Annotated in this window: 15 protein-coding genes and 1 other RNA gene; 7 read left to right on the forward strand and 9 right to left on the reverse strand. The window is 46.5% G+C overall.

What is annotated here, in order from left to right:
• Positions 1-371 precede the first annotated feature (371 nt).
• From gatC to ASN18_RS03935, 6 genes are read right to left on the reverse strand one after another with little or no spacing between them, the layout of a single operon-like run.
• Positions 372-665, reverse strand: coding sequence for an Asp-tRNA(Asn)/Glu-tRNA(Gln) amidotransferase subunit GatC (gatC, locus tag ASN18_RS03910; protein ID WP_085051305.1), 294 nt, complete (start codon positions 663-665; stop codon positions 372-374).
• Between the two features lie 13 nt (positions 666-678).
• Positions 679-2793, reverse strand: coding sequence for a DUF3553 domain-containing protein (locus tag ASN18_RS03915; RefSeq protein WP_085051306.1), 2115 nt, complete (start codon positions 2791-2793; stop codon positions 679-681).
• 48 nt (positions 2794-2841) lie between these two features.
• Entirely contained in the window at positions 2842-4671 is a 1830-nt protein-coding gene (glmS, locus tag ASN18_RS03920) for a glutamine--fructose-6-phosphate transaminase (isomerizing) (protein ID WP_085051307.1), read from the reverse strand.
• A gap of 26 nt (positions 4672-4697) precedes the next feature.
• Positions 4698-6080: a bifunctional UDP-N-acetylglucosamine diphosphorylase/glucosamine-1-phosphate N-acetyltransferase GlmU gene (gene glmU, locus ASN18_RS03925; RefSeq protein ID WP_085051308.1), complete on the reverse strand. Its 1383-nt coding sequence runs from the start codon at positions 6078-6080 to the stop codon at positions 4698-4700.
• Positions 6081-6103: 23 nt separating this feature from the next.
• A complete protein-coding gene (locus ASN18_RS03930) occupies positions 6104-7207 on the reverse strand; it encodes a S1C family serine protease (protein ID WP_236861493.1) in 1104 nt (367 codons plus the stop codon).
• Positions 7208-7230: 23 nt separating this feature from the next.
• Complete coding sequence (locus tag ASN18_RS03935) at positions 7231-7971, reverse strand: YebC/PmpR family DNA-binding transcriptional regulator (RefSeq protein WP_085051310.1); 741 nt, start codon at positions 7969-7971, stop codon at positions 7231-7233.
• A 239-nt stretch (positions 7972-8210) separates the two neighbouring features.
• Here ASN18_RS03935 and ASN18_RS03940 point away from each other — a divergent pair, with 239 nt between their 5' ends.
• The 7 genes from ASN18_RS03940 (at position 8211) to purS (ending at position 12762) form a co-directional block, all read left to right on the forward strand.
• Positions 8211-8504, forward strand: coding sequence for a hypothetical protein (locus tag ASN18_RS03940; RefSeq protein WP_085051311.1), 294 nt, complete (start codon positions 8211-8213; stop codon positions 8502-8504).
• Positions 8505-8714: 210 nt separating this feature from the next.
• Positions 8715-9056, forward strand: a complete 342-nt coding sequence (locus ASN18_RS03945; protein ID WP_085051312.1) for a histidine triad nucleotide-binding protein — start codon at positions 8715-8717, stop codon at positions 9054-9056.
• Between the two features lie 53 nt (positions 9057-9109).
• Positions 9110-9964, forward strand: coding sequence for a 1,4-dihydroxy-6-naphtoate synthase (locus tag ASN18_RS03950; RefSeq protein WP_085051313.1), 855 nt, complete (start codon positions 9110-9112; stop codon positions 9962-9964).
• Positions 9961-11883 carry a transglycosylase SLT domain-containing protein gene (locus ASN18_RS03955; protein WP_085051314.1) on the forward strand — a complete coding sequence of 641 codons (1923 nt, stop codon included), beginning with the start codon at positions 9961-9963 and terminating at the stop codon, positions 11881-11883. The genes ASN18_RS03950 and ASN18_RS03955 overlap by 4 nt, the downstream gene beginning before the upstream one ends.
• Before the next feature lie 66 nt (positions 11884-11949).
• On the forward strand, positions 11950-12210 hold the full coding sequence (locus ASN18_RS03960) for a hypothetical protein (protein WP_085051315.1): 261 nt from the start codon (positions 11950-11952) through the stop codon (positions 12208-12210).
• Between the two features lie 4 nt (positions 12211-12214).
• Positions 12215-12472, forward strand: coding sequence for a cell division protein ZapA (locus ASN18_RS03965; RefSeq protein WP_085051316.1), 258 nt, complete (start codon positions 12215-12217; stop codon positions 12470-12472).
• Positions 12473-12516: 44 nt separating this feature from the next.
• Positions 12517-12762 carry a phosphoribosylformylglycinamidine synthase subunit PurS gene (purS, locus tag ASN18_RS03970; protein WP_085051317.1) on the forward strand — a complete coding sequence of 82 codons (246 nt, stop codon included), beginning with the start codon at positions 12517-12519 and terminating at the stop codon, positions 12760-12762.
• 109 nt (positions 12763-12871) lie between these two features.
• Here the strand turns inward: purS and rnpB are convergent.
• From rnpB to ASN18_RS03985, 3 genes are all read right to left on the reverse strand, one after another.
• Positions 12872-13262: RNase P RNA component class A (gene rnpB / locus ASN18_RS03975), an RNA gene on the reverse strand.
• Positions 13262-13747 (reverse strand): hypothetical protein, encoded by a 486-nt coding sequence (locus ASN18_RS03980; protein WP_085051318.1) that lies wholly within the window; start codon positions 13745-13747, stop codon positions 13262-13264. The genes rnpB and ASN18_RS03980 overlap by 1 nt, the downstream gene beginning before the upstream one ends.
• Positions 13740-14495, reverse strand: a complete 756-nt coding sequence (locus ASN18_RS03985) for a ParA family protein (protein ID WP_236861494.1) — start codon at positions 14493-14495, stop codon at positions 13740-13742. Before ASN18_RS03985 ends, ASN18_RS03980 begins: the two co-directional genes overlap by 8 nt.
• Between the last annotated feature and the right edge of the window lie 47 nt (positions 14496-14542).

The following is a 14542-nucleotide window of genomic DNA, read 5'->3' on the forward strand; positions in this document are numbered from 1 at the left end:
GCCCCTGACAAAGACGACTGGGTTATTAACTGCCAGGCACAGGCTAGTGTGTATACGTGCATTGTCAACACGATGACGAGTTTGCAGTAAAGCGGTACAGCCTCCTAAACTCATGGGATGTCTCATGAGGATAGTAAACGATGATTTGAGATGAGGTGTTAATGGGCAGAGGGCCAAAACAGCCCCCTGCCCATTGCTTTTTTTAAGTATTGCCTTGTCTACTACAGGCTCGTAGTAAATTACTTGGGCTATTGGGGACACATACAATACTGTCCGGCATAGAAATTGCCTTGCGGAATAATTCGCGGCAATGAGGGTGGTATCGAGATTTTAGAGAGGGGCTATTGGGGACACATCCAAATTGTGTTGCATCATTCAATTATTTTGGCTACTTTATAGAAACGTTCATTCTTGTCAGGGGCGTTTGAGAGGGCGGCGTCTCTTTCGAGCGGTGTTTCCGTGCGGTCTTCACGATAGACATTTTTCAGCGGAAGGATGTGCGATGTCGGCTCAATATCTTTGGTGTCCAATTCGTTGAGTTTCTCTATATATAACAATATATCGTTTAACTGCCTGCCAAGCATCATGGTTTCATCAGCGCTTAACTTCAGGCGGGAGAGCGCGGCTATGTGCGTTACATCTTTTTCTGTTATCTTTGCTGCCATAGGTTATACCCCTTTATATTTTTTCCAGATTCGCATATTTCAGCGCGAGGCGCTTTACGCCTACGTTGGGGAAATTTACCGTTACCTTGATGTCGTTTTTCTCGCCGTAACAATCTCTGATAACCCCTACTCCCCATTTCGGGTGTTTTACGCGGCAGCCGGTGTTATATGGGAATTCGACCGGCTGCTGTGGCTGCGGCTGTGCCTTTGATGCCACATTTGCCGGTATCGCGTTTTTCTCTATCCACAGGCAGCAGTCCTTGGGTATGTCCTTCAGGAATCGGGATGGCTCCTGATTCTGAAACTTCGCATATAAGCGCCGCTTCTTCGCCCCTGTCATAAATAATATGTCCCTAGCACGCGTCATCCCAAGATAAAAAAGCCTTCTCTCCTCATCCAGCTCTTCACTGGTCTCTGTGGCCTTAAAATATGGTATAAGACCGTCTTCAAGACCGCTTATAAACACCACAGGAAACTCCATACCCTTAACGTTATACAGCGTCATCAGAGACACACAACTCATGCCCCTGACATCGTCGTTGGTAGTTGTTAGAGATACGTCTGAGAGGAACTCGCCTAGTGGCAGATTTCCTGACCGGAACATTATCTCTGATATGTCGTTTAAGGCGTTTTCATCAAGTGCCTCAATGTAGCTTGTATGAGTGCCTACTAATTTTATCGCCTCAGAAAGGGTAATTGACTTATTTTCCGAAAGCAGGTCAAGCAGTGCTATAAAGTTGTTGAGTTTCTCCTTTACAGAAGTGGATAATCCCTTTGCGGCACAGAGCTTTACTATGGCCTTGTAGATGCTTATGCCCTCTTTTTTTGCCTCGTTTTCTATCTTGTTCAGCGTATTGACCGTAATGCCCCTGTTGGGTTGGTTGATTATCCAGCGAATGCTGACGTTATCGTCCTTGTTCCACATCAGCCTTAAGTATGAGATTAAGTCCTTTGTCTCCCTTTTGTGGTAAATCATCGAACTGCCGATTACCTTAAACGGTATTCTCTCGTTTTTCAACGCTTCTTCTATTACACGCGACTGGAGGTTCACCCTATAGAGTATTGCTATGTCGCTATAGGCATAGTTCCCTTTCAGATACAGGTCTTTTATGTTTTTTGCTATATACTTCGCCTCATCCTCTTCGGCCATGAACCAGTAGTGACAGACCTTCTCCCCTGACTGTTTGTCTGTCCAAAGGATTTTCTGTTTCCTGTAAGTGTTTTTCGATATAACACTGCCTGAGACTTTTAGTATGTTTTGCGTACATCTGAAGGACTGCTCAAGCCTCATGAGCCTGGCATTGTCAAAATCTGCCTCAAACTTTGCCAGTATATTTTCCGATTCAAAATCACGGGACTTATAAATAGTCTGGTCATCATCACCTGCTACGAGAATATTGTTAGTGGCAAGGAGTTTAAGAAACTGGTACTGGGCATAGCTTGTATCCTGAAATTCATCAACTAATATGTAGGAAAATATCTCCCGATACTTGTTTAATATATCAGGATTTTCTTCAAACAATCTTATCGTATATGAGATTAAATCGTCATAGTCCAGGGCATTTGTCCTTCTCATCTCGTCCTGATAGCGGACATAGACCTTGAGGAGTTTTTCATCGAAATCGAAATTGTTATACGTGCTGAACAGCTCATCGGGGGTCAAAAGTGAGGATTTGAAGTAACTTATTTTACTAGCGACACCCTTATAAAGAGCTTCATAGAGCTTCATGTCGTTGAGAATATGACGAATCAGCCTGCACTGGTCCTCGCTGTCGTATATCACATAATCGCCTGTAATCCCAATGGCGGCCTTCTCCTTTAACAGTATGCGGTTGCACTGCGAGTAAAAAGTCCCTACCCACATGCCCTTGAGATTGTTTGAGGGGTCGCTGCCTATTGCATAGGCAATCCTGTCTCTCATCTCGTCGGCCGCCTTGTTTGTAAGCGCTACTGCAAGCATTGTGCTGTACTTTTCCCTGTCTTTGTTGTAAAGGCGGGCGTATTTGTGGGTTATGAGCTGAGTCTTGCCGCACCCTGCCCCCGCCAGAACAAGCACCGGGCCCTCCATATATTCTATGGCTGCCTCCTGCTGCTCACTCAACTTGTCTAACGAGAGATTCTCAGACATTTCCCTAACTCCTATAATAACAAATTCCTCTGTATTTTAGGTATATTTTTATTCCACCGTTACACTTTTCGCAAGATTCCTCGGCTGGTCAACGTCGCAGCCCCTGATTACCGCTATATGGTATGCAAGGAGTTGCAGCGGCAGGGTCATTACAATCGCGTCCAGAAATTTATTTGCACGCGGCACTAATATAAAGTGGTCTGACAACTCCCTGACCCCGTCGTCATCCTCGTTTGAGATAACCACTGTTTTGCCGCCCCTTGACTTAACCTCCTGGATATTCGATATGACCTTTTCATACAGCGTCTCCTTCGACAGGAGTATGACAACCGGCAGCCCCTCGTCTATCAAGGCAATCGGGCCGTGCTTCATCTCACCGGCCGGGTAGCCCTCGGCGTGTATGTAGGAGATTTCCTTTAGTTTTAACGCCCCCTCGAGGGCGATAGGAAAGAGGATCCCCCTGCCTAAGAATAAAAACCCACTGGATTTGGACAACTGGCGTGCAAGTTTTTCTATCTCCGCCTCGGCTATCAGCACAGACTCAAGGAGGGTGGGAATGTGAAGCAGCTCATTTATCGCATCAATTGCCAGTGTTTTTGAGGAGCCTTTACTTCCCAGAGCGATAGATAGCAGATAAAGAGACACAAGCTGTGTTAAAAATGCCTTCGTTGAGGCCACACCGATTTCAGGCCCCGAATGTGTGTAGAACACGTAATCAGACTCACGCGAGGCAGTGCTGCCTACTACGTTGCAGATGGTCATAGTCTTCGCACCGTGTCTTTTTGCCTCTTTGAGGGCTGCCAGCGTGTCTGCCGTCTCACCTGACTGCGTAATAGCGATAAATAAATCATCTTTCCCTATTATCGGACTCCTGTAGCGAAACTCTGAGGCGATGTCTATCTCCACAGGTATCCCTGCCAATTCCTCTATCATATATTTGCCGCACAGGGCTGCGTGCCATGACGTGCCGCAGGCGACTATAAATATTTTTCTCGTACTGCTTATTATCTCTTTATCAAGTCCGAATTCGTACAAATTAACAGTTCCGGTACTGAGATTTGCCCTGCCTGTTATGGTGTCTGCAATGGCGCGTGGTTGTTCGAATATCTCCTTAAGCATGAAATGCCTGTAGCCGCCCTTTTCTGCCATTGATGGGCTCCAGGTTATCTTTGTCGGGTCTCTGTGAACTATCGCCCCTTCTGAGTCCCTGATGATTACGCCTTCCCTTGTGATAACCGCCATCTCTCTATCTTCCATAAATATGACATCGCGTGTGTGACTCAAAAAGGCTGGCACATCGGAGGCGCAGAAATATTCCCCGTCACCAAGCCCTATGACAAGCGGGCTGTCCTTTTTGGCGCATATAATCTTTCCCGGGTCTTTTTCACATATCACGTTTACTGCGTATGAGCCGTGAAGGAGTTTTATCGCCTCCAGCACTGAGTCCTCAAACGAGCGCCCCTTCCTGTAAAACGACGCTATCAGGTGGCACATGACCTCGGTATCTGTTTCGGACTTAAAGACTGCCCCTTCTTTTAACAGCTCTCTCTTGAGTTCGATATAATTTTCTATTATACCGTTGTGTACTATGGCTATATCGTCCACTCTGTGTGGGTGGGCGTTGATTTCCGAGGGGCTGCCGTGGGTTGCCCACCGCGTATGTCCTATTGCAACGCTGCTCATTACGCCATTTAGGGTGGGCCTGTTTATCAGTTCGCTAATCTTGCCTTTAGCGCGGACTATGTCCATCAGGCCGTTGTCTCCTCTTATAAACGCCACACCAGCAGAGTCATACCCCCTGTATTCGAGTTTCTTTAGTCCTTCGATGGTTATCCCTATTGAATTATTTTTCCCTGCGTATCCTATTATTCCACACATAGTTTATGCCCTCATGTTATTCTTGCTTATTTTTTAAACTTCGCCTTAACCCAGTCTATAATTGTGCGCTGCCTTACGCGGCTTATCGCAAGGGCATCAGCCGGGACATCATGTGTTATGGTTGACCCTGCCCCTACGAATGCACCCTTACCTACTGTTACAGGGGCAACCAACTGTGAATCGCTCCCTATGAATACGCCGTCTTCTATCACCGTCTTAAACTTATTTACGCCGTCGTAGTTGCATGTAATTGTACCGGCGCCAATATTTACGTTATCACCAACTGCGGCATCCCCTATGTAAGACAGGTGTGATGCCTTTGTGTTATTGCCAAGCGTGGATTTTTTTATCTCAACGAAATTCCCGACCTTTGCCTTTTTCCCTATCACAGCGCCCGGCCTTAGGTGGGCAAACGGCCCGACCGCCGCCCCGGAGTCAATCTTTGAGTCCTCTATCAGAGTTGAGTCCTTCACCACAACATCACGCTCAATAATGGAATCCACTATTCTTACATTTGGATAAATGACGCAGCCCTCGCCGATTATGGTCTTTCCCTCTAATATCACGTTTGGATATATAATCGTATCGCGTCCTATTGACACACTTGATGAGATGAGTGTCGTGTTTTCATCCATCAGAGTAACTCCTTCGTCCATCCAGTGCCGGTTAATGCGGCGCTTCAGGGCGTTTAGGGCCTGCAGAAGTTCAGCCCGTGAGTTTATCCCTATGAACTCGTCCTCATCCAGCATCTTTTGTGCATCGACTCTCAGCCCATGTTCAGCCGCGACTGAGACGATGTCAGTAAGGTAGAACTCCCCTTTTTTTGCATTGACCTGAATCATATCCAACAGTGGCAGGGCGTGTTGGCTAAAGACGTAGATGCCGCTGTTTACCTCGTTTATTTTTCTTTCCTCTTCGGTGGCATCAGGATTTTCTACTATACCTTTGAGAGTGCCGTCTGGATTTCGTATTAATCTGCCATAAGACGATGGGTTTTTTGATACAAAACTGAGCACCGTAACGGCATTGCCGCCACTGATGTGTGTGTCTATAAGGCCCTGAAGCGTTTCACCTCTAATAAGTGGTGCATCTGCCGTTGTGACTACTGTATAGTCAAATTGCTCACCGTTGAGGCAGCCAAGCCCGGACTTAAGGGCGTCCGCCGTTCCAAGCAGGTTCTCCTGATATGCAAACGATACCACAGGGTCGTCTTTAAATATGGCCTTGAGTTTGTCTTCTGAGTGTCTTCCGATAACCAGCACGATTTTCGATACCCCTGTAACGGCCTTGACCGCCTCTACCGGGTATGTGACAACGGGTCTGCCTAACAGATTGTGGACAACCTTAGGCGTTGCTGATTTCATTCTCTTGCCAAGCCCCGCGGCAAGGACAACGGCACAGGTTTTCATAGACTATGTCCTCCGGTCTGTCATTATGATTTCAGCTCCACGACACAGTTTACGACAATTGTCTGTGAGCCGCGGATGAGTTTTACTGCAATGATGTCATTTGGTTTTTTGTCCTTGAGCGCCTTAGATAAATCCTGCAGGGAGTTAATCTTCACCCCTGCGGCCTCTAAAATTATATCGCCCCCCAGGTAGATAACCGTGCCGCTGATTTCAACCGGTCTGTTACCTCCTTTGATGCCGGCCTTGTGGGCGGGGCTGTCCTTGACGACCTGAGATACGAGTACCCCTGTGCTGACAGGGAGGCCAAGCGCCTTTGAGAGCTTCTCCCAGAGGGGAACTCCAACAATTCCAATCCACGGCCTTCTGATCTTTCCATGCTTAATCAAATCAGGGACAAGCGCCCTTGCAACACTTATAGGAATGGCAAATCCGATGCCGACGTTGCCGCCAGTGGGTGTGAATATGGCGGTTGTGATACCTATAATTTTACCGCCGGTATCGATTAATGGGCCGCCGGAGTTGCCGGGGTTAATGGCTGCATCTGTTTGAATGACGTTGTCGATTACCTTGCCTGAACTTGTTGTGAGCGGGCGGCCAAGGGCGCTTACAATACCATTTGTCATGGTTGAGTTTAGCCCAAACGGGTTTCCAATGGCATAGACATGCTGGCCTACTTGCAGGGATTCGGAGAGGCCCATCTCGATAGTCTTAAAGGCAGCAGGTTTGTCAGTGATAATTTTTATCACTGCGATGTCGTTGTCCTGGTCAGCGCCTATGAATTTTGCGGTGTATTTTTTGCCGTCAATCATTGTGACGCCAATCTCGGAGGCATCCTCTATGACGTGATAATTAGTGAGAACATAGCCTTCCGGGGTTATAATTGTACCGGAGCCGGAGCCTTTTTGCGGGTAGACGGAGAAGAAGTCCTGCACCAATGTAGTGGTGGTAATATTTACTACAGAGGGGCTTGCCTGCTTGTATATGGAGACAGAAGTCTCCTCTTCGGGGGACATCTTAGCAGTGGCAGGGGCGGCATAGAGTGGAGTTATGCCGGTTAATAACGCAATAATCAGTAAAAGATAACCAAGCACCTCACAAAAAGGGCGGCATGTTGTGTTTCGGCGCATGGGAAATACCCTCATTTTGCTTATTACAGCTCCTCGCCGGGCAGATCGAAATTAACGTGGACATTTTGGACATCCTCAAGCTCGTCGAGGGCGTCGATTATTCGCATCATCTTTTGTGCTGTGGGGTCATCGACTTGAATATAGCTGCCGGGAATCATAGTAATCTCTGACGAGGAGACGGCAATAGATGCCTTCTCTAAATGTGCCTTTACGGCAGCCATGTCCTCAGCGGTAGTAATTAGTTCATACATGTCGTCATTGGGGTCGTTTTTCAGGTCATCGACTCCGGCCTCAAGCGCCTCGGTCATGAGGGTATCTTCGGATACGGCTTTTTTATCGATTAAGATACAGCCTTTTTTGGAGAACATCCAGGCAACACAGCCGGATTCGCCCAGAGTTCCGCCGTGTTTTGTCAGGGCGTATCTGATCTCTGCAACGGTCCTGTTTTTGTTGTCTGTCATGGCCTCGATAAGGACAGCAACGCCGCCCGGCCCGTAGCCTTCATAGATTATTTCTTCGTACATAGCGCCGCCAAGCTCACCAGCGCCCTTTTGTATAGCCCTTTTGATGTTATCAAGCGGCATATTGACTTCTTTGGCCTTGTCAATAGCGGTACGCAGACGTGGATTACCTTCAGGGTCTGAGCCGCCCATTCTTGCGGCAACGGAGACCTCTTTAACAATTCTGGAGAAGACCTTGCCTTTACGCGAGTCTGTAACCGCCTTTTTTCGTTTTATTTGTGCCCATTTTGAGTGGCCTGACATTAATATCCCCCAAATACTGTATTTACATCATTAGTATTATATCAAATATTGGCTGGATATGCAAATAGCCGAATTGCCTCACGAAAAAACTATAGGAAAGGTAAACGTTAGGGTATGACAGATGTTACGCCAGTGAGTCAGCATGGAAGGAAAATAGCGGTATCAGCGAGGATAATTATAGTAATAGATGTAAGGCTGGATCAAAGAGAAGAAGGGACTACGATGAAAAGGTATTGTCAGTGCTGAAAAAGACATGGTACATAATGGACTGTATCTGCGGCAAACGTCTGAGTCCAATACTCAAAGATGTAATCCCGATACTTGAAACTCATAAGGAGATCGTGATTGACAGTGGTACAAGGGATAAGATTTGCAAAATAAGTCCTGCGACAATAGACCGGTTATTATCGGAAGAGAAGAAGAGATACCAGTTAAAGGGTAAATCCCACACTAACCCTCCGTGGGCAGTTAATTTCTCTCTCGGCGTTTCCAGCTTGTACGGAAATAAAGTTTGTGCTACCATACACATATAGCCCTTCTGCTTTTTTGATTAACCTTTCAGGTGATATTTTATATCATCTGCAGCCCTTTAAGCACGAGGGCTTTTTACTTTTCTCGCTTCTCTATATCGGGTTTAGGGTATGTATAAAACAACACGAATTGTGGTATATTTAATACGTTGGTCACATTGGCCTGATGCGCCGACAACTCGATATTTATATATATATATCAGGAGGTACAGCATGGACTGTATATTCTGCAAGATCGCCAACAAAGAAATACCAGCGAGGCTTGTCTATGAAGATGACCTTGTGCTGGCTTTCGAGGACTTGAACCCTCAAGCCCCCGTCCATGTCCTCGTAATACCAAAAAAACACATCTCAACAAGTCTTGAAATCGACAGCACAGACAATGCCCTTATTGGAATCATGTTTCAGGCTGCAAACAAGATAGCAGTGGATAGAAATATCGCTGGCAAAGGATTCAGAATGGTAATGAACTGTAACAGAGATGCAGGGCAGAGCGTGTTTCACATCCACCTGCATGTACTTGGTGGAAGGCTTTTTACGTGGCCGCCGGGGTAGCAGGGGCATCAGCCGGTGACGCTTGTTACCAGTTGATTACAACTTGTGATTAAATGATAAAAAGATATACACTGGGATATTCACCATGCCCCAACGACACGTTTATCTTTTATGCCCTTGTACATAAAAAGATAGATTGCGCCGGGGTAGCCGGGGTAGCCGGGGTAGATGGTGGGATTGATTTTGTTGAGCATATTGAGGACGTAGAGACCCTAAATCAGATGGCACTTGAGGGACGTTTGGACATAACCAAGGTATCGGCGGCGGCATATGGCCATATCAAGGACGGCTACGAACTGCTTAGAAACGGCGGGGCTGCGGGCTGGGGCTGCGGGCCGCTTTTGGTCTCAAAGGAAAGACTGCCAAAACTAAGAGGGAAAAGGCTGGCTATTCCCGGGCTAATGACAACTGCGTATGTCCTTGCAAGTCTGTATGATTGTCATTTGAGGGAAAATGTAATCGTGATGCCGTTTGATAAGATAATCCCTGCAATAAGGGATGGGATTGCCGACTGTGGATTGGTAATCCACGAAGGCAGGTTTACGTACAAGGACTATGGACTGAATTTAGTGGAAGATTTGGGTGCATGGTGGGAACAGACTACCGGCCTGCCGGTTCCACTAGGTGTAATTGCTGCAAAGAGTACAATTCCTCCACATACGCGCACACTGATAGACAATGCGATAAAGGCGTCGATCTCATATGCCTACGCCAACACAAATGAGACAATGGACTACGTCAGGCGCTACAGCCAGGAACTCTCAGATGAGGTTATCACGAACCACATCAAGCTCTACGTTAATGACTATACCACAGATTCGGGTATCTCGGGCAGCGAGGGAAGGCGGGCAATCGATACCCTGTTAGATATGGCCAGGCAAAAGGGAATCATGCAGGCAAACATATGAGACACTTAATCATTGGATTTTTAACATTATTATTGCTGATGGCCTTTGCGCCGGTGGAAGACGCCCACGCAGCCGACAAACTGTATTTATATTTAAAAGAAGGGCATACCGCGCTGAATAACAAGGACTATGAAAAATCAGTAAAAGAGCTGTCCACGTTCATGGAAAAGCAAAATCTACTGACCGACTATGCCCTGTTTTGGAGGGCTAAGGCATATGACGGTCTGTCAGACAAGGAAAAGGCGCTGAGTGATCTCTCCCAAATAAAGAACGACTACCCCAACTCGCCGCTCATAAAAAATGTCCTCCAATATGAGATCAAAATAGAAACTAAATCGCAGTCAGAACGGGCGATCACATTGATTGAAAAATACCTGAGGGACAACCCCGATGACAACGCACTGAGATTGACATATGCCAAAATGCTTGGCGAGCACGACAGGGAAAAAGACTCTCTGCGTGAGTTCACGCGCGTTTATTTGACCGGTGGACAGAGTTCAGCAGAGGCGGCAAAATACATTGACACCGAGACCCTAAGCCCCTCTTCCATACTAACAAGGGCAAAAAACCTGATAAACAAGTTCCGCTACAAGGAAGCTGAAAACGAACTCAGGGCAAATATCTCCCGCGCCCCCGATTCTTTAAAACAACAATACACTGAAAACATAGCTATGGCGCTATTTAAACAAAAAAACTATAAAGAAGCATCAGTCTATTTTAATAAAATCGGCATGACCTACTACGAGGCTCGATCGCTCTACAGGGCAGGGATGTATGATAAGTTTCGTGAAAAGCTTGCTGCCCTCGACCCTGCCAACACTAAGAATGCCGCCGAATTAACCCTGATTCATGGCTTGTACTACCGGCGCAGCGGAAATGTCAGCAAGGCTCTGTCAGTATTCAATTCCCTGAAGGAAAACCAGTTTGTAGCTGAAAAGGCACTCTGGCATATTGGCTGGACATATTTTTTAACAGGTAAATATAGTGATTCTTATAAAATATTCAGCTCATTACACACGAAATACGGCACTTCTAAATACCTTTACTGGATGGCCAGATCGCTTGAAAACAACAATGAAGACCCCGCTGCCTTGTATAAGCAGCTAACTGCTGGCGATGACTTCTATGCATTCCTGTCATATTACAAGACAGCCAGACAGCCAGCCTTAATCCATCAAGCAGAGCTAAAGGTGGCAAGAGACCATGACGAACTGAGAAGGCTTGCCATTTTACTTGAGCTAAACATAGAGGACGCCATAAAGACTGAGAGCCTCTACATAGCAAAGCACGCCAGTCAGTATCCCTCTACTGTAATGATGCAAGCGGCTGTGATGCTTAATGAGGCGTCAATGTACCGCCACTCCGTACTACTTGCCGGGAATCTCCACTACTCGTCAAAGACACACCGGCTGCTGTACCCATATGCCTATAAGTCAACGGTGGATGAGGCCGCAAGGAGGTTTTCCATTAATCCGCTGCTCATACTATCAGTGATAAGAGAGGAGAGCCGTTTTCAGGAGGACGCATATTCACCGGCAGGGGCTATCGGCTTAATGCAGTTGATGCCTCAGACGGCACAAAAATATTCTGGCATCGTGGAAGAGAAGATAGACAGCGACAGCGATATTTTCAATCCAAGAAAAAATATACTCATCGGGGGCTACTACGTAAGCCAACTTGTCAGGGAGATGCGCTGTGTGCCGACAGCGCTTGCCTCATACAACGCAGGGGAGCATATAGTGTATAAGTGGCTTGATGCGTGGCATTACAAGGCTATTGATGAGTTTATTGAAGATATTCCATACGACGAAACGGAAAAATATGTAAAGCGGGTGTTAAAGACATATTTTCAATATACCAGAGGATCTAATCCCGACGGTGAGGCAGTAAATTTTGCATTCGACTGCCAAATGATGTAGACATAAGATTAGGGTTTTTGTTATTGTAAGGAATGTGTTCTGTATTTAAACAAGGAGGTAGTATTAATGGATAAGTTAAGAAGTCTGGAGGAAAAGATATCCTCAGTCATAGAAAAGGCAAAGACGCTGAAGCAGGAGAAAGACACACTGCAAAAGCGTGTAGAAGAACTCGAAGGGCTGTTGGCGCAAAGCCAGAACGAGGCGAATACTCTTAAGCAGGAGTTGAGCAATAAAAACACAGAAATCGATAGCATCACAAACGATAAAAACTCAGTGTCCGAGCAGATAGACGCCATACTTGGCGAACTTGATTCAATAGAGATATAACCATATGGGCAGCGCAGAAGTTTATATAATGGGGCATAAGTATATCCTGAGCGGAGACGGTCCGGACGAATATGTAATGGAGCTGGCCTTATACCTGAACAGGAAATGTCAGGAGGTGTTTGAGTCCTCGCCGAACATACACCCGCTGAAGGCCTCATTGATAGCGTCGTTAAGTATAACTGATGAACTGTTTAAGCTCAGGAAGCAGACAAAGGACCTTGAAAGCCAAGCCCAGAGCGCACTTGACAGCATTCTTGATTAACATGAGCTTGATGAGGAAAGATAGGATGAGGAAATGATAGTACGATGAAGGCAGAGATATTTGTCAAACTGAAATCGGAGGTGTTAGACCCTCAGGGGAAGGCCGTATCAGGCGGGCTGAAAAACCTGGGGTTCGAGGGCGTTAAAGACGTAAGGGTGGGCAAATATATTGTATTGTCCCTTGATGACAAGATGCCGATTGAAGAGGCCGGGAAAAAAGTACAAGATATGTGCGAAAAACTCCTCGTGAATACCGTCATAGAGGAATATGCGTTTAGAATCGAGGGCTGACGCGCCCCAAATTCCGAAAATATTCTCCCTTTTGTTAGCGCGGGTTGTTATAACGCTCTTAGAGACATGATAACCCCGCGCTTTGCCCCCATACTTTGCCAGTGTTATAAATAAGAGCAGACCGTAAGCCGAGTTCTGTGTTGCGCGGCCATTCATCTGAGACAGAGATCGCTCTGCTGCCTTGTGCGGTTGGTACCCGGCCTGCCTCGCTTTAAACGCTAAGGAATCGGGCGGGCAGCCCGAAAAGCAAGCCCTATTCAACCTTTCTCCGGACGGGGTTTACCTGCCTTCTGTGTTGCCACAGGAGGCGGTGAGCTCTTACCTCACCATTTCACCCTTACCTCACAGCGTGACCGTGCGGCGGTATGATTTCTGTTGCACTTTCCCTGGGGTTGCCCCCGGCTGCCGTTAGCAGCCGTCCTGCCCATGCGGAGCTCGGACTTTCCTCCCCGGCAGCGGTGTGTTGCCGCAAACACCGGGGCGACCGCATGGTCTGCTCCTACATTCTTTTTTGAAACACTGTCGGCATAAAATATTTCAAACTCTCGACGAACTGTCCATAGTTGTGTCTCATCGTGTCGAAGGTTATTGTCAATGTTTTGTTAAAACTGTCCATCATCATAGCATTGATATTAATAAAGTTTTTATTAAACTCATCTCTTACTTTCATCAGGGCTGCCATGTTATCAACAAAAAGAGTAAAAGTGCAGAGGCCGGTATCGCTGTACACGGGGGGAGCTATGCCGACAACTGGAATACTGCCAATGGGTTGTTCCGCCGATCCAACTATAATCGGGGCTATAATCGGGGCTATAATCGGGGCTATAATTGGTGCTGGAGTGATCGTTTCGGCGACAGTTTCAGCAATCTTTGTTGCCTGCCCGGCAGCCGCTGCAGCGGCAGATGCCTGTGCAACCCTTGTCTTTGTCGGTACGGCAGGATTTAATGCGCTCAGTTTATCCATTATCTGCTTCTTACTAGCCATTTATTATCTCCTCTGTCAGGGAATTGTAATCCTGCGCGGCTGTACCCTTGTTATTATAACCGAATATGCTCTTCTGAGCTATTTGAGCGCGCACTATGTCTATATTCAGGCGAATATAGGTTTTAAATAGTTTATCGGGAAAACTCTGTTTCAGTGTCTCATAAATCTGCGCAGAGAGGGATGTCCTCCGGTCATATTTACAGGCAAGCACGCCAAGTATCTCCATCTGCGGGTTTAATTCCATTTTAAATCTTTCTATTTCCTCAAGGAGCTGCTTTAGTCCCAGCAGTGAGAAATATCCAACATCTACCGGAATAATTATCTCATGTGATGCCTTCAGGGCATTTTTAGTGAAAACATTCACGCTTGGCGGGCAGTCTACTATTATATATTCGTAATCATTTGCCAGCGGTGCTACAGAGTCATTAAACGTCTCGAAACCCTTGTCCTTAAGCAGGGTGTCTTCGATATCTTTCAGGGAATTGTTCGATGGGATTATCTCTACAGAGTCTACTTTGGTGATAAAATCACGCGGGTCTTGCCGGTTCATGAGAAGGTCTTTTATAGTCCTCGTGTCGTCTTCGATTATCAAACCCAGGGCAGCAGAGGCGTTTCCCTGAGAATCAATATCAACAAGGAGGGTTTTCCTGCCCTTTTTGTTTAACCCTGCGGCCAAGTTTACTGCTGTAGTGGTCTTGCCTACGCCGCCTTTTTGATTTGTTACTGATATTATTTTAGCAGTCTTCATAAGACAACCTCCGGCTAATAGTACTATTTTATGATATATAAAATCAA

The sequence above is a fragment of the Candidatus Magnetominusculus xianensis genome (genome assembly GCA_001541255.1).
Lineage (GTDB): Bacteria > Nitrospirota > Thermodesulfovibrionia > Thermodesulfovibrionales > Magnetobacteriaceae > Magnetominusculus > Magnetominusculus xianensis.